This is a genomic window from Nocardia sp. NPDC127526, assembly GCF_042672265.1.
Lineage (GTDB): Bacteria > Actinomycetota > Actinomycetes > Mycobacteriales > Mycobacteriaceae > Nocardia.
Window position 1 is genome coordinate 336520 of record NZ_JBHXVO010000003.1, and the last position, 20952, is coordinate 357471.

Annotated in this window: 10 protein-coding genes; 7 read left to right on the top strand and 3 right to left on the bottom strand. The window is 68.5% G+C overall.

The window, feature by feature from the left end; translation table 11 throughout:
* Positions 1 to 6: 6 nt before the first annotated feature.
* From ACFVIV_RS07725 to ACFVIV_RS07755, 7 genes are all read left to right on the top strand, one after another.
* Positions 7 to 2085 carry an alpha/beta hydrolase-fold protein gene (locus tag ACFVIV_RS07725; RefSeq protein ID WP_379193997.1) on the top strand — a complete coding sequence of 693 codons (2079 nt, stop codon included), beginning with the start codon at positions 7 to 9 and terminating at the stop codon, positions 2083 to 2085.
* A 126-nt stretch (positions 2086 to 2211) separates the two neighbouring features.
* Positions 2212 to 2742, top strand: a complete 531-nt coding sequence (locus ACFVIV_RS07730) for a DUF732 domain-containing protein (RefSeq protein WP_379193998.1) — start codon at positions 2212 to 2214, stop codon at positions 2740 to 2742.
* Positions 2742 to 3713, top strand: a complete 972-nt coding sequence (locus ACFVIV_RS07735; RefSeq protein ID WP_379193999.1) for a cutinase family protein — start codon at positions 2742 to 2744, stop codon at positions 3711 to 3713. Before ACFVIV_RS07730 ends, ACFVIV_RS07735 begins: the two co-directional genes overlap by 1 nt.
* 409 nt (positions 3714 to 4122) lie before the next feature.
* Complete coding sequence (fadD32, locus tag ACFVIV_RS07740; RefSeq protein ID WP_379194000.1) at positions 4123 to 6045, top strand: long-chain-fatty-acid--AMP ligase FadD32; 1923 nt, start codon at positions 4123 to 4125, stop codon at positions 6043 to 6045.
* 116 nt (positions 6046 to 6161) lie between these two features.
* Entirely contained in the window at positions 6162 to 11426 is a 5265-nt protein-coding gene (gene pks13, locus ACFVIV_RS07745; RefSeq protein WP_379194001.1) for a polyketide synthase Pks13, read from the top strand.
* A gap of 52 nt (positions 11427 to 11478) precedes the next feature.
* The gene (locus ACFVIV_RS07750; protein WP_379194002.1) at positions 11479 to 13023 is read left to right on the top strand and encodes an acyl-CoA carboxylase subunit beta; all 1545 of its coding nucleotides are present in this window, start codon (positions 11479 to 11481) and stop codon (positions 13021 to 13023) included.
* 78 nt (positions 13024 to 13101) lie between these two features.
* Positions 13102 to 13302, top strand: coding sequence for a DUF5988 family protein (locus tag ACFVIV_RS07755; protein WP_379194003.1), 201 nt, complete (start codon positions 13102 to 13104; stop codon positions 13300 to 13302).
* 13 nt (positions 13303 to 13315) lie between these two features.
* On the opposite strand, the gene ACFVIV_RS07760 is transcribed toward ACFVIV_RS07755, so the two are convergent.
* The 3 genes from ACFVIV_RS07760 to ACFVIV_RS07770 all read right to left on the bottom strand — a co-directional run bounded on the left by ACFVIV_RS07760 (position 13316) and on the right by ACFVIV_RS07770 (position 20885).
* Complete coding sequence (locus ACFVIV_RS07760; RefSeq protein ID WP_379194004.1) at positions 13316 to 14086, bottom strand: alpha/beta fold hydrolase; 771 nt, start codon at positions 14084 to 14086, stop codon at positions 13316 to 13318.
* 71 nt (positions 14087 to 14157) lie between these two features.
* Positions 14158 to 17484 carry an arabinosyltransferase domain-containing protein gene (locus ACFVIV_RS07765; protein ID WP_379194005.1) on the bottom strand — a complete coding sequence of 1109 codons (3327 nt, stop codon included), beginning with the start codon at positions 17482 to 17484 and terminating at the stop codon, positions 14158 to 14160.
* A gap of 137 nt (positions 17485 to 17621) precedes the next feature.
* On the bottom strand, positions 17622 to 20885 hold the full coding sequence (locus tag ACFVIV_RS07770) for an arabinosyltransferase domain-containing protein (protein WP_379194207.1): 3264 nt from the start codon (positions 20883 to 20885) through the stop codon (positions 17622 to 17624).
* Between the last annotated feature and the right edge of the window lie 67 nt (positions 20886 to 20952).

The following is a 20952-nucleotide window of genomic DNA, read 5'->3' on the forward strand; positions in this document are numbered from 1 at the left end:
CATTGTGTGGCTGGAGTTGTTCGTGGGATCGGGCGGGCGCGCAGACGCTGGACGGCGTGCGCCGCGGCAGTCGTGTTTCCGCTCGCCGCGGGCACTTTCGCCGGCGCGGGACCGGCGGCCGCCGCGCCCGAGGCGCCGCAGGCGGTCCAGGTCCCGGCCACCCTGCAGAAAGCGGTGTGGCTGGGAGATCGCCGGGTGGCGCTGTGGGTGAACTCGCCCGCCATGCAGACCCCGATTCAGGTGCAGCTGCTGCTGCCCCGCGACTGGCGCGCCAAACCGGACGCCAAGTTCCCGGTCATGTTCATGCTCGACGGCCTGCGCGCCACCGACGACGAGAACGGCTGGACCAAGGAGGCCGGCGCGGCCGGCTTCTACGCCGATAAGAACGTCCTGGTGGTGCTGCCGGTGGGCGGCCAGTCCAGCTTCTACACCGACTGGCTGGAACCCTTCAACGGCCACAACTACAAGTGGGAGACCTTCCTCACCAAGGAGCTGCCGCCGCTGCTGGAAAGCCAGTGGCGGGCCACCGAAGTGCGTGGCGTCTCGGGACTTTCGATGGGCGGCACCGCGGCCATGATGCTGGCCGCCCGCAATCCCGGCTGGGTGCGCCACGCCGCCTCCTACTCCGGCTTCCTGACGCTCACCACGCTCGGCATGCCGCAAATGGTCAACTTCGCCATGCACGATGCAGGCGGTTTCGACTCCACCGCCATGTTCGGGCCGCCGACCGGTCCGGCGTGGAAGGAGCACGACCCGTACGAGCTGGCCGACAAGCTCAAAGGCGTCAATCTCTACGTGTCCAGCGGCAGCGGCACCGCGGGCGCGACCGATCCGCCGACCGACATTCCGGGCCTCACCACCAATTACGCCGGCATGGGCCTGGAGGTGCTGTCGCGGCTGAGTTCCCAGAACTTCGTGGCCAAACTGCAGAAGCTGAGCATTCCGGTGCAGGTGAACTACCGCCCCTCCGGCACGCACACCTGGCCGTACTGGGATTTCGAGATGCGCCAGTCCTGGCCGCAGACCGCGACCGCGCTGGGCGTGGACAACACCGCGAGCGACTGCAAGCTGGGCGGGGCCATCGGCGGTGTGGCACAGGGCAATACCTGGCTCGGCGACTGTCTCACCGCCGAATATCAGATCGCCAATGGCGTGGCGCAGGACTTCCGCAACGGCATGGTGGTGTTCTCGCCGGCGACGGGCGCGCATCCGGTCGGCGGCGCCATCGCGGGCTCGTACTCCGGTCTGGACGGCGCGGCCAGCGGCCTGGGCTTCCCCACCGGTGACGAGCGCGCGCTGCCGGACAATCGCGGCCGCTGGCAGACCTTCCAGAACGGCTCCATCTACTGGACGCCGCAGACCGGCGCCAATGCCGTGCGCGGCGCCATCCTGGACGCCTGGGGCGCACAGGGATTCGAGCGCGGCCCGGCCGGCTACCCCACCGGGCCCGAACAGCGCACCCCGAACAAGGACGGCGTGGTGCAGGGGTTCGAGAACGGGCCCATGTACTTCAGCCCCAAGACCGGCGCTCATCTGCTCCAGGGCCTGATCCTGGGCAAGTACGCGCAACTCGGTTTCGAGAACAGTCCCTTCGGATTCCCCGCCTCCGAGGAGCTATCGGTCAAGGATTTCGGCCGGTTCGTGAAATTCGAAGGCGGCAGTATCTATTGGAGCCCGCTGTCGGGATCCTGGGGCGTGCGCACCGGCCCGATCATGGACGCCTGGGGTGTGCTGGGCTTCGAGAACGGCGTGCTCGGCTTCCCGATCGGCGACGAGGTGCCGGTCGCGGGCGGCACCCAGCAGGCCTTCCAGGGCGGCTCCATCCTGGTGCGCGACGGGAAGGCCCAGGTGCTCGGCCTGACCGGGCAGCCCATCTCACTGCCCAGCCTGTCCCCCTTGACGCCGCAGCCGGTGACCCAGCCCGCGGCGCCGCCGTCCGTGCTACCTGCGCCGCAAGCGGCGCCGTCCACAGCGCCGCAGGCCGTGCTGCCCGCGCCGCAGCCCGCCGAGCAACCGGTCACCCCGCCCGCCGAGAACGTGCCGGCGCCCATCCCGGCGCTCGGTCCCGAGGTGCGTCCCAACTGAGCCGTGCGGCCCGTCCGATCACTGAGAAAGGTATGAGGTTCGGTTGCGAGGGGGTCACGGATGGATGGGTTGCCGCTAGCCTGGTGGCCGAAACTGTGCCCGCAGACAGAGCAAGGAAGCGAATAGATGCATCGGACCCGTGGAAAGGTTCTCGGCGTGGTCGTGGCCTTCGCTGCCACCGGACTGCTCGCCGCGTGCGGCGACAACGATTCGACCGCGACGAGCACGCCCACGCTGGCCCCGACCACGACCAAGGCCGGCACCGCGGCGACCACGCCCGGCGGCGAGACCTCGGCTTCGGAACAGCCCGCGCCCCAGGCCACCGAGACGCCCACCACCGAGGCGGAGCGCCCGCAGCCGGTGCCCACCGAATTCCTCACCACCCCCAGTGACGCCGCGCCGCTGAGCGATCGGGACAAGACGTTCCTGGAGGCGCTGAAGGCCAAGGGCATCAGCCCGGCCGCCTCCGATATCGCGCTCACCGCCGCGAACCTGGTGTGCCAGGGCAAGTCCGAGGGCGCCTCCGACGACCAGATCCTCACCTACGTGACCGCCATCGCCGGATCCGATCCGGGCTTCGACGAGTCCAAGATGACGGTCGAGCAGGCCGGCAAGATCTACGTCGAAACCGCGACCGCGAGCTACTGCAACCAGTGATGAGCCGACGCCGATCCGGGGGCCGGAAAGCCAGGGGGTGCCTGCTGGCCGTCGCGTTGATCGTGATCGCGATCATCGTGGTGGTGCTGCTGTGGTACCTGCTGGCGGGCCGCCTGCGGGTGCCGGGCCCGGAGAAGCCCGGCCCGGAGAAGCCGACCTCGCAGCCCGCATCCTGCCCGGATGTGCTGCTGCTGTCGGTGCCCGGCACGTGGGAGTCGTCGAGCACCGACGACCCCTACAACCCGACCGCGAATCCGGCGTCGCTCATGCTGCACATCTCCAACCCGATTCGGGCGGCGTTCCCCAATGAGCGGCTCGAGGTCTACACCGTGCCGTACGTGGCGCAGTTCTCCAACCCCATCGCGATTCCGCCGGACGGGCAGCAGTCCTACAACAACAGCCGCTCCGAAGGCATCCGGCGGGCCACCGACAAGCTGGCCGAGACCTATCGCGTCTGCCCGCTGACCACCTATGTGCTGGCCGGGTTCTCGCAGGGCGCGGTCATCGCCGGCGATGTCGCCGCGAGCATCGGCGACGGCAAGGGCCCGGTGCCGGCGGATCAGGTGCTCGGCGTGGCGCTGCTCGCCGACGGCCGCCGCGACACCGGCCCGGGTCAGGCCATTCAGATCGGCACCAACAATCCGACCGGCGTCGGCGCGGAGGTCGCGCTGCGCGGCCTGAACGTCCCGGGCATCACCATGACCGGCGCCCGGCCCGGTTTCGGCAGCCTGGCCGACCGCACCTACTCCATGTGCGCCGCGGGCGATCTCATCTGCGACTCCCCGCGCCAGGCGCTCAATCCGGCCAACATCATGAGCAGCATCGGCATTCTGGTGCGGGCCGCGGGCAATCCGGTGCACAGCCTCTACAACAGCTCCACGGTGGACGGCAACGGCACCACCGCGACCGGATGGACGGTGGGCTGGGCGACCGGTCTCATCGAGAACGCCCCGCATCCGGCCCACTCCTGAATTCGACCGACCCCCTAGTTTCGGGGTCACGCTGTAGAGTGCTCCGAGATCACGGCCACACCCGGCCGAATCGCCGGACCCCTCCGCCGGGTGCGGCAACTCACACCGATGTCCTACTCGGGGGTAATGACCGACCAAATAGCGACGTTCGCCCCGGTGATCCCACTGGGGCCGAGCCAGTGAGCTGGGATATGTTTGGCCGCTCCGGAGCATGGCCGGACCGCCGCTCTGTAACATGTCTCTGGTTTGAGGACATCTAGCCAATAGACGGTCACCGCGCAGACCGCAATACAAATCTGCAGGTTGGCTCTCGCAAGACGAGCTCCCCCGCGGGCGAAGAGAGTCGGGGCCTCACAGGTAAGGGCGCAGCGCGCCCTCCTGCTGCGTGCGCCTCGGAGGAGAAGAAGGAATGGACGAGACTTTCGACGATTACCTCGACGAAACGGGGAACATCACGATTCCCGAGGGCCGCACCCTCGTCGACTACGTCGAGAAGCACACCCACGGTAATGACGCCGATGATCTGGCCTACCGGTACATCGACTACTCACGTGAGCGCGACGGCGTGTACCAGGACCTCACCTGGAGTCAGTTCGGGACTCGGCTGCGCGCGGTGGCCGCCCGACTGCAGCAGGTGACCAAGCGGGGCGATCGCGTCGCGATCCTGGCCCCGCAAGGGCTGGATTACGTCATCTCCTTCTTCGCCGCCATCTATGCGGGCACCATCTCGGTGCCGTTGTTCGATCCGGACGAGCCGGGCCACACCGATCGCCTGCACGCGGTGCTCGGTGACTGCACCCCGTCGGCGATCCTCACGGCCAGCTCCTCCGCCGCCGGGGTCCGCCAGTTCTTCCGTGCGCTCCCCGCGGCTCAGCGCCCCCGCATCATTGCCGTCGACGCGATTCCGGACTCCGTCGGCGAGTCCTGGATCCGCCCCGATATCGCGGTCGACGATATCGCGTACCTGCAGTACACCTCGGGTTCGACACGCGTGCCCGCCGGTGTGGAGATCACCCACCGCGCCGTCGGCACCAATGTGCTGCAGATGGTGAACGCGCTGGACCTGAACTGGAATTCGCGCGGCGTCACCTGGCTGCCGCTGTACCACGACATGGGCCTGCTGACGGTGATCCTGCCCGCCGTGGGCGGCAAGTACATCACCATCATGTCGCCGAGCGCCTTCGTGCGCCGCCCGGCGCGCTGGATCCACGAACTGGCCGCGGTCTCCGACGGCGCCGGAACCTTCGCCGCCGCACCGAACTTCGCCTTCGAGCACGCCGCCGCGCGCGCCGTGCCGAAGAACGGCGAGGCCCTGGACCTGTCGAACGTCATCGGCCTGATCAACGGCTCCGAGCCGGTGACCACCTCCTCGATGAAGAAGTTCAACGAGGCGTTCGCCCCCTACGGCCTGCCCAAGACCGCCATCAAGCCTTGCTACGGCATGGCCGAGGCGACCCTGTTCGTCTCCGCCACCCGGCACGAGGACGAGGCCAAGGTCATCTACGTCGACCGCACCGAGCTCAATGCCGGTCGCATCGTGAAGGTCGAGCAGGGCGCGCCGAACTCCATCGCCCAGGTCTCCTGCGGCTATGTGGCGCTGTCGCAGTGGGCGGCCATCGTGGACGCCGACTCCATCGACTCCCCCGAGGGCGCGCGCGAACTGCCCGAGGGCCGGGTCGGCGAGATCTGGCTGCACGGCAACAATGTCGGCATCGGCTACTGGGGCCGCGCCGAGGAAACCCAGAAGACCTTCCGCAACAAGCTGGCCGACCGCGTCGAGGGCAGCGTCCACACCGAGGGCGTTCCGCTGGACGGCAACTGGCTGCGCACCGGCGACTACGGCGTGTACGTGGACGGCGAGCTCTACATCACCGGCCGCGTCAAGGACCTGGTCATCGTGGACGGCCGCAACCACTACCCGCAGGATCTGGAGTACTCCGCGCAGGAGGCCTCCAAGGCGCTGCGGCCCGGCTTCGTGGCCGCCTTCTCGGTGCCCGCCAACCAGCTGCCCGCCGAAGTCTTTGCCTCCGACAGCCATTCGGGCATCAAGTACGACGCCGACGACGCCTCCGAACAGCTGGTCATCGTGGGCGAGCGCGGCCCGGGCGCCGGCAAGGCCGACCCGCAGCCCATTGCCGACGCGGTGCGCGCGGCCATCTCCACCCGCCACGGCGTCACCGCCCGGGACATCCTGCTCGTCCCGGCCGGCTCGATTCCGCGCACCTCCAGCGGCAAGATCGCGCGTCGCGCCTGCAAGGCGGCGTACCTGGAAGGCACACTGCGTGGTGGTTACACGCAGCAGGCTTTCCCCGATGCTCCCGACGAGGAGTGAGAGGCGAACGCCTCGATGCGAATGGCGCGGGCCGGCTCGGCTCGCGCCATTCACTGCTTGAATCACTGCCGAATCATTGCCGCGCACCGTACACCGACAGGTAGCTTGAGGAACTGATGGCTGAGAACGAGGGCATGACCCCCAACCAGACGACCGAGAACGCTCCAGCGGTGTCCGGCGACGCCGACGCCAAGCCCGCAGGCACCGATATGACGGTGACCGAACTGCGGGAGTGGCTGCGCAAGTGGGTCGCGGACGCGACCGGCCAGCCATTGGAGAACATCACCGTGGACCGGCCGATGGAGGAGTTCGGCCTGGCCTCGCGGGATGCGCTGGCGCTCGGCGGTGATATCGAGGAGCTGACCGGGGTCGTATTGAACGCGACCATCGTGTACCAGCACCCGACCATCGGTTCGCTGGCGGAGCGAATCATCAACGGGGAGCCCGACGTTCCGGCCGAGGCCGCCGACGACTCGTTCTACACCGCGGGATTCACGCCGGACGAGGCGCACGATGTCGCGATTGTCGGGTTGTCCACGCGTTTGCCGGGGGCCGGGGACACGCCCGAATCCACCTGGGAATTCCTGATCAACCGTGGCGACGCCATTCGTGAACTGCCCGAAGGCCGCTGGGACGAATTTACCGGCGACCCGCAGATCGCCGCCGCCGTCGAAAAGGCCAATACCAAGGGCGGCTACCTCGATCAGGACGTGATCAAGGGCTTCGACGCTGAGTTCTTCGCCATGTCGCCGGTCGAGGTGGAGCGCGTCGATCCGCAGCAGCGCCTCATGATGGAGCTGACCTGGGAAGCGCTGGAGCACGCCCGGATTCCCGCCAACACGCTCAAGGGCGAAGCGGTCGGCGTCTTCATCGGCAGCACCACCAATGACTTCGGCTTCATCGCCGCCAACAGCCTGGGCGCGCCGCGCGATCCGAACGTGCCGCTGTCCGCCGAGGCGTACGCGCTGATGGGCTCTTCCACGGCCATCATCCCCAACCGCGTCTCCTACTTCTACGACTTCCGCGGCCCGTCGGTGGCGGTCGACACCGCCTGCTCGTCCACGATCGTGGCCGTGCACGAGGCGGTCCGCTCGCTGCGCAGCGGTGACGCCGATCTGGCCCTGGCCGGCGGCGTGAACATGATCCTCGCGCCCATGGCGACGCTCGGCTTCGAGGCCAATGGCGCCATCGCCAAGGACGGCCATCTCAAGGCGTTCTCCTCGGACGCGGACGGTTTCGTCCGCTCGGAGGGCGCGGGCCTGGTGGTGCTCAAGCGCCTCGCCGACGCCGAGCGCGACGGCGACAAGATCTACGCCGTGATCAAGGGCTCCGCCGTCAACAATGACGGCCGTTCCAACGGCCTGCTGGCCCCGAACCCGGACGCACAGGCCGATGTGCTGCGCCGCGCCTACCGGGATGCCGGAATCGCCCCGTCCACAGTCGATTACATCGAGGCGCACGGCACCGGCACGCTGCTGGGCGACCCGATCGAGGCGGATGCGCTGGGCCGGGTCGTCGGCCGCGGCCGTGAGGCCGACAAGCCGGCCCTGCTCGGTTCGGCCAAGTCCAACTTCGGCCACCTGGAGTCGGGCGCGGGCGCGGCCTCGCTGGCCAAGGTGATCATGGCGTTGCAGAACAACGTCATTCCGCCGAGCGTCAACTTCGCCGGCCCGAACCCGTACATCCCGTGGGAGCAGGCGCACCTGCAGGTCGTCGCCGAGCCCACCGAATTCCCGCGCTACAGCGGCAAGGCCACCATCGGCGTCTCCGGCTTCGGTTTCGGTGGCACCAACGCGCACGTGGTCATCCAGGAGTACGTGCCCACCGCGCCCGCTCCGGAAGCCGCCCCCGAATCCGATTCCATCGCCGAGGCCACCGGACTCGATGCCGAGACCACCGATGTGGTCGCCGAGGCCGAGCGCATCGTCGATGCCGCCGCCCCGGAACCGGAGTGGGGCCACCGCGAAGAGCCGCTGCCGCTCATCCTGCCGGTGTCGGCCTACCTGCCGTCGCGCCGCAAGCGCGCCGCCGCCGACCTGGCCGACTGGCTGGAAAGCGAAGCGGGACAGGCGACTCCGCTGGAGAATGTCGCCCGCTCGCTGGCCAAGCGCAATCACGGCCGCTCCCGCGGCGTGGTCATCGCCAAGAACCACGACGAGGCCATTGCGGGCCTGCGCGCCATTGCCGAGGGCAAGCCGGGCAATGGCGTGTTCACCGCCGACGCCCCCGCCGCCAAGGGCGCGATGTGGGTGATGGCCGGTTTCGGTGCGCAGCACCGGAAGATGGGCAAGCAGCTCTATACCGAGAACTCGATCTTCCGGAAGACAGTCGACCAGGTCGACGAGCTCGTCATGGACGAGGCCGGTTATTCGGTCAAGGAGCTCATGCTCGATGACGCCCAGGATTGGGATCTGGGCACCTCGCAGGTCGGCACCTTCACCATTCAGGTCGGCCTGGCCGCCATTCTGCGCGCGCACGGCGCGGAGCCGGAGGGCGTGGTCGGCCACTCGCAGGGTGAGGTTGCGGGCGCGTACATTTCGGGCGGTTTGAGCCTGGAGGAAGCGGTTCGCGTAATCTGCGCCCGCTCGCGGCTGATGGCCGAGGGCGAGGCCATGATCACCGATGATCAGGTCCGCAATATGGCCCTGGTCGAGTACAGCGCCGAGGCCATTCAGGAAGCGCTGGCCGACTACCCGGATATCGAGGTCGCGGTGTACGCCGCGCCCACCAATACCGTCATCGGCGGCCCGCCGGATCAGGTGGCCGCGATCGTCGCCCGCGCGGAGGCCGAGGGCAAGTTCGCGCGCGTGCTGCAGACCCGCGGCGCGGGCCACACCTCGCAGATGGATGTGCTGCTGGGCGAGCTGGCCGCCGAGCTGGCGGGCATCGAGCCCACCAAGCTCAAGCGCGATCTGTACTCGACCGTGCACAAGGACACCGTGTACCGCGCGGGCCACGCGCCCGTGCACGATGTCGACTACTGGGTCACCAACATGCGTGGCTCGGTGTACTTCACCAATGCCATCCGGCAGGCCGTGGACACCGGCATCACCACCTATCTGGAGCTGGCCCCGAACTCGGTGGCGCTCATGCAGGTGCTGGGCACCACCTACGCGGCGGGCGTCCACAATGCCGCGTTGATCCCGACGCTCAAGCGCAAGGAAGACGAGTCGGCGGGCGTCATCTCCGCGCTGGCGCAGCTGTACGTGCAGGGCCACAAGGTGGATCTGTTCTCGCTGTTGCCCGCCGGTGAGTTCGCGGACGTGCCGCGGACGGCGTTCCTGCGCAAGGAGTACTGGCCCAAGGTCGCCGGTTTCGGCGGCGGCTCCGGGAACACCCGGGTGCCGGGCGCGCAGGTGTCGCTGCCGGACGGCCGCCACGTGTGGGAGGTGCAGGCCGCCGCGGTCACCGACCTGGCCGCGCTGGTGCATGCCGCTGCCGCGCAGGTGCTTTCCGATGTGACCGTCGGCGCCTCCGTCGCGCACGGCGCGATTCCGGCGACCGGCACTCTGACCACCACGCTCACCCCGCATCCGGGCGGCGCGTCGGTGTCGGTGCACGCCAAGGAGGGCAATGCCTTCCGGCCGCTGTTCGACGCGGTCGTCACTTCCACCTCTAGTCATCCCGGCGTGCTTTCGGCCGGGATCCAAGAAGATTCCGGCCAAAAGCACGCCGGAATGACGGAGGCAGCTGCCGTCGCCGAGGTCGCGGTGGCGGAGAATCCCGGTGAGCGCTGGGATCCCGCCGGCAAGCAGACCATCGAGGAGCGCCTGGCGATCATCGTCGCCGAGTCCATGGGCTACGCCGTCGAGGATCTGCCCATGGAGATCCCGCTCATGGAGCTGGGTCTGGACTCGCTGATGGCCATGCGCATCAAGAACCGCGTCGAATACGAATTCGACATCCCGCAGCTGCAGCTGCAGGCGGTGCGCGATGCCAGCCTGCTCGAGGTCGGCAAGGTGCTGCGCTACGCCATCGAGCACCGCGAGGAGCTGGAGGCCGTGGCCGCGCGCCAGGCCGCCGGCGAGGACATCACCGTCGACGCCGATTTCGTCTCCGCCGCGCGGGCCGCCATGGCCGCGGGCACCGATCCGCTGGCGGCGCTGCCGCAGGCGGCCAAGGACAAGCTGGCGCAAGGCTCCGGCGACGCGGTGCCGACCGTGGCGGATCGCCTGGATGTGGTGACCGATGACGTGGTCGCCGAGGCCACCGAGATCACCGAGGACGTCGTCGAGGCCGAAACCGCCACCACTGCGGCCGATTTCGAGGCCGCGCCGCCGGTCACCGAGACCGACAAGGACAATGTCCCGCCGCGCAATGCTCCCGAGCGACTGGTGTTCGCGACCTGGGCGCTGGTGACGGGCAAGTCGGCGGGCGGCATCTTCAACCCGCTGCCGAAGCTCGGCGACGAGCAGTTCGACAAGCTCGTCGCGCGGCTGTCCGAGCGGGCCAAGGCGCAGATCGATCCGGAGGAGATCCGGGCCGCCGCGACCATCGAGAAGCTGGCGGAGGTCGTGGCGAGCTACCAGGAGCACGGCGATGACGTCGAGGGCTTCGTGCGCACGCTGCGCGCGAAGGACGCGGGCTCGGATGCCACGCCGGTCTTCGTGTTCCACCCCTCGGGCGGCAACACTTTGGTCTACGAGCCGCTGCTGAAGCGTCTCCCGGCCGACACCCCGATGTATGGCTTCGAGCGTGTCGAAGGCAGCATCGAAGAGCGTGCGCGCCAGTACATTCCGGAGATCCGCAAGCGGCAGCCGGAAGGCCCGTACGTCTTCTACGGCTGGTCGCTGGGAGCCGTGTTCTCGCTGACCGTCGCCCAGATCATGCGCGCCGAGGGCGCGGATGTGCGCCTGGTGGGTCTGATCGATCTGGCGATTCCGGTTGAGCCGGAGATCAATACGCCGGAGGAGCGGATCGAGCGGATGCGCCGCTACCAGGCGTTCGCTCAGAAGACCTACGGGTTCCAGGGCGAACTCGATGACGAGCAGCTGGAAGAGCTGGCCGCGGCTTCCGATGAGGAGCAGATCCAGATCATCACCGAGCTGGTCAAGTTCGCCGGGGTGAACATCCCGGGTGGTGTGCTCGAGCATCAGCGCACGTCGTTCATCGAGAACCGCGAACTGCAGAAGCTGGAGCTGTCCGACTACGACGGACCGGTGGTGCTCTACCTGGCGGACCGCTACCACGACGGTCTGATCGAACTCGAACCTCGGTTCGGCGATCGCCGCCCCAATGGTGGCTGGGACGAGCACATCTCGGATCTGGAGATCATTCACATCCCCGGTGACCACCTGCAGATCATCGATGAGCCGCGCATCGCGACCATCGGCGCCGATCTCACCAAGAAACTGAACGTGATCAACACGGCCGCGAAATAGCGCCACAGCGAAACGGGTTCTGCGAAAGTAGGTTTTGCCGAAAGGAGTCCAGTTGAGCACCACTGCCGAGAAACTCGCCGACCTGCGCCAGAAGTTGGACATCGCGAGGGAGCCGGCAGGTGAAGCGGGAGTCGCGAAGCGGGCCAGGAAGGGCATTCCCTCGGCCCGCGACCGGATCAATATGCTCCTCGATCCGGGGACGTTCGTGGAAATCGGTGCGCTGGTCCGGAATCCGGGCGACAAGACCGCGCTGTACAGCGATGGCGTGGTCACCGGCCACGGTCTGGTGGAGGGCCGCCCGGTGGCGGTCTTCTCCCACGACCAGACCGTCTACGGCGGTTCGGTCGGTGAGATGTTCGGCCGGAAGGTCGCGGGCATCATGGAATTCGCGGCCAAGGTCGGCTGCCCGGTGGTGGGCATCAACGACTCCGGCGGCGCGCGCGTGCAGGAGGCCGTGACCTCCCTGGCCTGGTATGCCGAACTGGGCCGCCGCCAGGAACCGTTGTCCGGCTTGGTGCCCCAGATCTCCATGATCCTGGGCAGCTGCGCCGGCGGCGCGGTGTACGCGCCCATCAATACCGACGTGGTGGTGGCCACCGAAGAGGCCTACATGTTCGTCACCGGCCCCAAGGTGATCCGCGAGGTGACCGGTGAGGATGTCAGCCTCGAGGAGCTGGGCGGGGCGCGCAGCCAGGCGGAGTACGGCAATATCCACCATGTGGCCAAGGACGAGGCCGCGGCCTTCCAGTGGGTGCGCGACTATCTCGGCTATCTGCCGTCCAGCTGCCAGGAACTGCCGCCGATCGTGAATCCCGGTCTGGAGCCGGAGATCACGGAGTCGGATCTGGAACTGCGCGGCCTCGTGCCGGATGCCGACAATGCCGGCTACGACATGCACGACGTGCTCATTCGCATCTTCGACGACGGCGACTTCCACGAGTTCGGGGAGTCCGCGGGCCGCAATGTCATCTGCGGCTTCGCCCGCGTGGACGGCCGCAGTGTGGGCGTGGTGGCCAATCAGCCCATGGTCTACGCCGGGGCCCTGGACGCGCGCGCCTCCGACAAGGCGGCCCACTTCGTGCGGCTCTGCGATGCCTTCGAGATCCCCTTGGTCTTCGTCGTGGACACGCCCGGGTTCCTACCCGGTGTGGAACAGGAGAAGATCGGCGTGATCAAGCGCGGCGGGCGCTTCATCTTCTCCTTCGTGGAGGCCACCGTCCCCAAGGTCACCGTCGTGATCCGCAAGTCCTACGGCGGCGGCTACGCGGTCATGGGTTCCAAGCAGCTGGGCGCCGATGTGAATCTGGCCTGGCCCACCGCCCGCATCGCGGTCATGGGCGCCGAGAGCGCCGTGACGCTGATCGGCGCGAAGGCGCTGGAGTCCGCTCCCGAGGAGCAGCGGGCCGCCATGCGCCAGCAGATGATCGACTTCTACAACGCCACCATGGCCACCCCGTGGGTGGCGGCCGAGCGCGGCTATATCGACGCCGTCATCGACCCGGCCACGACCCGCCTGGAGATCCGCAAGGCCCTGCATGTGCTGCGCGACAAGAAACTCCCGCGCAATCCCCGCAAGCATCACCTGCTGCCGCTGTAGGCGCGCCCGCACCTGCTGCGGCTCGCCGATTGTGGCGAATCGATCGGGTGCATTGGGTGGGTATGAGAGTCTTCAGCTATGAGTAGCTCACCGAAGGCATTGCTCGAAGGCGGGCCGGACGGCCTGAAGCAGCGGATCGTGCCGATTACGCCGCCCGGGATCGAACTGCGGGTGGCGCACGGGGGCGGGTACGAGCGGTTCAAGGTGACGCCCAGGTGGCAGGAGACGCCCGAGGGAAGCCTGCCGGTGTACGAGTGGGTTGCGCACGTCGACGCCTGAGGGCGCCGGCGAATCAGGAGTGTGCGGCGCGGCGGATGGGCTGGCGCGTCGGAATGGGGTCGCCGGCGAGGAAGTCGGCGACCACGGTGTAGACCTCGGCCGGTTTCTCCATGATCAGCAGGTGTGAGGTGCCGGGGATGACGGACAGTTCGGAGTCGGGAATGGCGCGGTACATCGCGAGGGTGTGCTCCAGCGAGACCGCGTCATCGTCTCCGGACATGACCAGCGTGCGGGCCGTGACGGCCCCGAGGTCGGCGGGGGTGAAGGCGGGCTGGGTGCGGCCCATCTCCAGCAGCTTGGCGGCGACCACCGGGAAGTGGTCCTCGCCGTCGGGGGAGACCTCGGCGTAGCGGCTGCCCAGGAAGCCGATGGTGTCCGCGTCGCCGAAGTCGTCCAGGACGCCCGGCAGCACGCCGTCGTGGTGGAAGTTGCCGCTGATCAGGACCAGTTTGCGGACCAGATCGGGGCGGCGCAGGGCCACGGTCAGCGCGACATTCGCGCCATCGCTGTGGCCGACCAGGTGGGCGGGCTCGCCGACCACCTTCTCCAGGAACGCGATGGTGTCCGCGGCCATCTGCTCATAGGAGAAGGGGCCCTCGACATCGGGGGTGTGGCCGTGCCCGCGGCGGTCGGTCTTGTACACGCGGAAGCGGCCGACCAGGGAGGGCATGGCGGGGGCGAACATGCGGGAGTCGACGAAAGCGCTGTGCAGCAACACCACCGGTGCGCCGTCCCCGTGGACGTCGTACCAGGTTGCCACTTCACCGAGCTGAATATTCGCCATGGGGAACATCCTGCCGGTACCCGCCGCGATCTTCACAGCGGGTACCGGTGTGGTGTGAGCCGCAGCCGGACTCAGACGCGCATCTTGCCCGGCGACCACAGACCCGAGCGGGTCTCGGTGCCGGTCTCGATCTGTGCGGGCTTGGCCGGGTAGTACTGGTCGTACTGCTCCAGCGAGCCCCAGTCCCGATCCCAGTTGTCGTTCAGATAGGTCGGAATGGTCTTGGAGGCCGCCAGCATCTGCGAGAAGCCGAGCGGGCCGCCGAACTCCTCCGCCTGCCAGGTATTGGTGGAGCTGACCGCCAGCGGCCGGTCCGGCAGGATGCGGTAGTTGGGCACCTCGGCCACGCCGTAGCGGTGGTCGAAGGGCCGCTGGCACGGGAACTGCAGGCCCACGGCCCAGTCCAGCAGGATCGGCTGGGTGCGGCCGAGGTAGCTGTCGATGGTCTGCAGCTTCGGCACTCGCGGCGGGGTGAAGGCCAGCCACTGGTCACCGATCAGGATCTGATCGCTGGCGTGGATGCGCACCGTGTCCGCCTCGGCGGGCAGGGCGTCCATGGGCACCCGCAGATTGCGCCACGACGGCGCGGGGCCGATGTCGTAGGGCCGGTATTCGCCCAGCTTGGTGACGCTGCCGTCGGCTTCCTTGTGCCCGTATTCGACCAGCAGCTGCTGCCCGTAGGTCATATTGCCGGTGTCGTCGAAGGACATGATGCGACCGGCGGCCGAGATCACCACCAGCGGGGAATCCGCTGCGCGCGGCGGCAATTCGTACCAGCTGGAGTACATTTCGGCGGGCTGCTGCACGCCGTCCTGCCAGCTGCCCATGACCGGCGTGGTGGCCGGGTCCAGGCCGAAGGGCAGGGCCACGGTGGAGCCGTTCACGCCCTCGGCGCCCTTGCCGCCGCCGGTGCCCGCGCTCTCGCCGTCGGCGAAGGCGGGGCCCACGGTCTGGGTGGAGGTATTGCCGGTGCCCGGCTTCACCTCGACGCTGTCGGCGTCCAGTTTTTCGGGAACACCGTTGGGGGAGAAGCCGATCGGGTTGGCTCCGGCCAGTGCGTCGCCGTCCTTCGGCGGGTTGGCCGGGTCGATGATCGGGGTCAGATTGCCGCCGTTGGGGTCTGCTTCGACCAGGACGTCATTGGCGAGACCGCACGAATTGCCGCTCACCGCATCGAAGTTGGACCGCGCCAGCGAGTAGGCCGGATACTGCGAGGCCGCGCCCTTCACCAGCGACAGCACCTCGAACGCCACCATGAGCGCGGCGACCACGGTCAGCGGAATGGCCGCGAATTTGCGAATCCGCCGCCCGCGCTTGGTCTTCCCGTTCTCCAGCGGTTTGGCGTAACCCTCGCGCAGTGATTGCCACGCGACCACCGCCAGCGCCAGGCCGAACAGCATGAGCATGAGGGTGTTGGACTGATAGCCGTGCAGCGAGACCCGCTTGTCGAACCACGGCACGCCGAAGCTGGACACGTACCAGTAGCCGTTGATGCCCGAGAAGGAGACGGCGAGGGTGAACAGCAGGCCCGCCAGGAAGACCGACCGATTCTTCCTGGACCGCAAGGCCGTTGCCGACACCGCGACCGCGGTCACCGCCGCCAGCGAGCCCGCGATGCCCGCGTACGCGCCGAAGTGGTGGGTCCACTTGGTCGGGTTGAACATCATGAAGAAGATGGTTCCGAACACCACGCCCATGAGCCGCCAGGTCGGCGCGCTGGCAATGCCCGGCACCTGCCGCCGGCGCAGCAGCACCAGCATGGTGGTGATGAGGCAGAGGATCATCACCAGGAAGGCGAAGCGCCGCGACAGCGAGCCGTCCACGGTCTCCACGAACAGGTAGTAGTACCGCAGATAGTCCTCGTACCAGGCCAGATTCGGCCCGGTCGCCTGCCGCACCCGGTTGGCCTCCATGATGCCGGCGAAGGTCTGATCGCCGAAGACGACCACCAGCACCAGGAATCCGGCCGCGGCGATGGGCGCCAGCAGGGCGGTGGTGCCGAATTCCTTGTGGCGGCGCACCACGATGCGAACCAGCGGGCGGATACCCGCCAACAGGGCGGCCACACACATCAAGCCGGTCGGCGCGGCGGCCAGCGTGAACGCCGCGACCAGCACCGCCACGGCGGCGGGCAGCAGGCGCGCGGTGGCAATGGCCCGCTCGATGGACACCCAGGTCAGCAGCGCGCCGAGCGCCACGATCGGCTCCGAGCGCAGGCCGTTGTCATAGGGCAGCCAGAACGCCAGGAACACCAGGCCGCCGGTCCACAGCGCCACCTTCGAGGTGGCGACCCCGCGCCCGAGCCGCGGCACCACCTCGCGGCTGATCACCAGCCAGCACAGGATTCCGCACAGCAGCGCCGGAATGCGCACCCAGGGGCTCGCGGTGGAGATCTCGGCGAAGGCCTGGATCACGTAGTAGTACCAGCCGAACGGCGCCTCCGGCACGCCGAACCAGCGGAAGTAGTTGGCCATGTATCCGGCGTGCGGGGCCACCCGCACCATACTCAGGATGTAGCCGTCGTCGGAGGTGTTGGCGCCCACGAAATGCCACAGCACGAGCGTGCCGATAATGCCGCCGTCCGCCCAGGTCGGCTTGAGCCAGTGCCGGGGGAAGATGCGCCGGTGCCCGCGCCCGTCACTGGTGTCGAGCACCGCCAGCGCGCCCATGGCCAGCAGGGTCAGCAGCACCGCCGCCACAATGGCGCTCAGCTTCAGCACGGTCGGCGTGGAGGAGAACCGCGAGTCCACGTCCATGTGGAACGAAAGACCCTCGGGGACAGCGCCCTTCAGGTCGGTGAAGACGCCCACCACCTGCGGCCGCAGATCGCCGAGCAGCTGCCCCTCGACCGGCACGGTGACGAGCTCGCGCCCGCCGTCCGCGGTCGGCTGCTCCACGGTCCGGGTCAGGCCCTCGAACCGCGCGTAGGTCCGCTTGTTGTCGGAGGTGATCGTGATGGCGGTGCAGTTCGCCATCTCGGCGCGCGGGGCCGTCGCCACCACGGCATTGCGATCCAGCACGTCGACGGTGTCGCCCGACACCCGCACGAACATGGCCTGCAGATCGGCTTCCTTGCCCTGCGGCGGCGCGGTCGAGAGCAGAATGCCGCCGCGCGGATCCAGCTGGTCCACCGCCGAACACGGGATGGTGATCGCCAGATCGGTCGGCACCTGCGACATGAGCGGCGCCTGAATATTGTCCAGCGTCCCGCCCTGCGGCCAGTTCACCACCGCGGTGGTCTGCTTCACCGGCAGGAACGGCGCGGCAATGGCGAAGACCGCCCCCAGCACACCGGCGACGATCGCGATGAGCTTCGCGATCCGGTAGTCGCGCGGCGTCGCCGGTTCAGCGGCGGCCGGGGGATTCGGCTTGGTCAGGACAGCGGAGGCGTCGGGCACGGTTGCTGATGGTATCGGTAGGAGCTGTGAGTGGCGCTCTTCACTCTCGCGCCACGCAGCGTATGCCGAGTCTCAGCGAATTCCGGGTGCGGACCGGCTCACGAAGCGGGCTTGACGAGCCGGTCCGCACACCAAGATCACTTGGCCCGGATGGGGTCGTCCTTGGCCAGTCCGGAGCGGGTTTCGACCGTCACCGACAGCTTCGCCGGATCGGCATCCGGGACATACGGCGTGAACTTCTCCAGCGAGCCCCAGTCCCGGCCCCAGTCGTCATTGAGATACGACGGAATGGTCTGGGACTTCAGCAGCAGACCGGTCCAGCCGAGCGGGCCGCCGCCGATATCGTCCTGCCAGGCATTGGAGGCGTCCGCGCCGACGCGGTCGGGCAGGATGCGCCATTCCGGGACCTCGGCCACGCCGTCGTGGTGGTCGAAGGGCCGCTGGCAGGGGAAGGCCAGGCCGACGTGCCAGTCCTCCAGCACCGGAGCGGTATGCCCGACAACGGAATCCAGAGTGGCCAGCCGCGGCAGGCGCGGCGGGGTGACGGCCAGCCACTGCTTGGGGGTGATGTCCGGGTCATTGGCGACCAGGCGAATGGCATTGGCGCCCACCGGGATCTGATCCAGCGGGACGCGCAGATTGCGCCAGGACGGGGCCGGGCCGATATCGATGGGGCGGACCTTGCCGACATTGCTCACGGTGCCGTCGGCCGCGCGGGTGCCGTATTCGACGAACAGGTCCTGGCCGTAGGTTTCGACGCCGTCCTTGTCGATGGCGCGAATGCGGCCCGCCGCGGTCACCACCAGCACCTTGTAGGCCGGATCGGCGCGCATGCCGTCGGTCAGGTCGAGGCGGTACCACTCGGTGGTGAGCTTGGCGGTGGCCTGCTCGCCCTCGGTGTAACTGCCCATGACCGGCGTGCGCGCCGGATCCAGGCCGAAGGGCAGGGCCACGGTGGAGCCGTTCACGCCGGCCTGGGCGGTGGTGCCGCCGCCGGTGCCGGCGCCGGTGGTGTTGGTGGTCTTGTTGTCGGAGTCCTTGTCGACGGAGTTGGCGCCGCCGGTCACGGTCTCCTCGGCGTCGGCGGTGAGGTCGGAGGCCACGCCGTCGGGGGTGAATCCGGTGTTCTCCGCGGCCAATCCGTCGGCGACCGAACCGGTCCAGGGTTGCAGCAGCGAATCGGCGGTATCGGTCTCGACCAGCACCTCGTTGGCAAGGGCGCACGAATTGCCGGTCAGCGCACGCAGATTGGATTCGGCGACCGAGTAGGCCGGGTACTGGGTGACGGCCGCTTTAGCCAGCGACGCCACCTCGAACAGCACCAGCACGGCGGCCGCGATGGTCAGCGGCATGGTCGCGAACTTGTCGAAACCACGCACCGGCTTGGGCGTCGTGTACGGCTCGCGGTAGTGCTGCCAGGCCGCGATGAGCAGGCACAGCACCGCCAGGCCGAGGAACAGCGTGGAGAAGCCCTTGCCCGCGACCAGCGGCGCCTTGTCGAACCACGGCACGCCGTAGGACGACACGTACCACCAGCCATTGGGGCCGGTGAAGGTGATGGCGAGCAGGAAGAACACGGCCGCGGTGAACAGCGTCCGATTGCGCGGCGAGCGAATCCCGTTGACCCCCACCGCGACCGCCGCCAGCGCGGCCACCGAGCCGGCCAGCCCGGCGTACACGCCGAAGTGGTGGGTCCACTTGGTGGGCGTGAACATCATCAGGAACAGCGACATGAAGACGATGCCGAGAATCCGCACCGCCGGGCCGCGCGAGGTGCCCGGGATGCGCCCGTTCTTGCGCAGCATCACCATGACGCACACGAACAGGCACAGCAGCATGGCGAGAATGCCGAAGCGGCGGGCCAGCGAGCCGTCGGGAGAGAGCATGAGCAGCGAATCCCAGCGCGTGCGCTCGTCGAACCACGCCACATTGGGTCCGATGAGGGTGCGCACCCGGGTCGCCTCCATGATCGAGGCAATGGTCTGGTCCGCGAAAACGACCACCAGCACCAGGCTTCCGGCCGCGACCCCCGGCGCGAGCAGCGCGGCGTAGCGCAGCAGCGCCGCGCCCTGCCCCTTGGCGCGTTTGATGATGACCTGCAGGACCGGCCGGGATCCGGCCACCAGGGCGGCGATGCAGATGAGCCCGGTCGGCCCGGCCGCCAGCGAGAAGGCCGCGATGAGCACCGCCACCGCCGCGGGCAGCAGTCGCCCGGTGGCAATGGCGCGTTCGATGGAGCACCAGGTCAGCAGTGCTCCCGCGGCAATGAGCGGTTCGGGGCGCAGCCCGTTGTCGTAGGGCAGCCAGACGGCCAGGAACACCAGCGCCCCGGTCCAGATGGCGACCTGATCCCGGCGCACCCGGGCGCCCAAGCGGGGCAGCACTTCCCGGCTGATCACCAGCCAGCAGACAATGCCGGCCAGCAGCGACGGCAGCCGCATCCACGGGCTGGCATCACTGATCCGCGTCATCCACGCCAGCAGTTCGTACGGCCAGCCGAACGGCGCCTCGGCCACGCCGAACCAGCGGTAGTAGTTGGCCATGTACCCGGAAGCCTTGGAGGCGCGGGCCATATTCAGGATGTAGCCGTCATCGGAGGTGTTGGCGCCGATGAAATGCCACACCACCAGCGTGCCGAGCACCGTCACGTCGGCCAACCGGAACCGCCACCAGTGCGCGGGCAGGAAGCGGCGGGCGCGGCGGCCGTCGCTGGTGTCGAGCAGGTGCAGGGCGAACAGCGCGATGAGGGTGAACACCACCGCGCCGAGGATCGCGGCCCGCTTGAGCCAGCTCGGGCTGGAGGTGAAGCGCGCGTCGATCTGGGCGGAAGCCGTTGCGGTCCCGAGCTGTTCGCGGGTCAGATCGGTGAACATGCCGACCACCTGCGGGCGGTTGTCGCCGCTGACCTGGCCGGTGAACGGGGTGCCGTCCTGCCGGGTGACGCCGGTGAACTCGACCCGGGTCTGGTTCACGTCCGAGTGCAGCGTGAGCGCCGCGCAGTCCTGGACCTCGGCCAGCGGGGCGGACAGCAGCGGGATGAGCCGATCGATCACCGACACCGTGCGCCCGGTCCCGGCCTGGTCCTCGATCTTGATGACCACGCCCTTGTCGGCCGCCTGCCCGGAGGCGGCCGGGATGGTGGAGAACAGCGTCCCGTCCGGCGCGTCCCGCAGCACCTGGCAGGGCAGGTTCACACCCAGGCTCAGCGGCACGTACGACACCAGCGGGGCGTCGATATTCGCCGTCTCGCCCTGCGGCCAGTCCAGCGTGGGCCGATCCTGCCGCACCGGCAGGATCGGGGTCAGCACCGCCAGCAGGAATCCCAGCAGCCCGGAAACAATGGCCACCAGCCGGATGCGATGAAACCCTCGAGTGTCTGCGCGCACGGGTCCCGACTCTATCGACCGGATCCGGTCGACCGGTCCACGACTCGACGTCCGGCCCTCGAACACCTCGTAGGATGGGGGT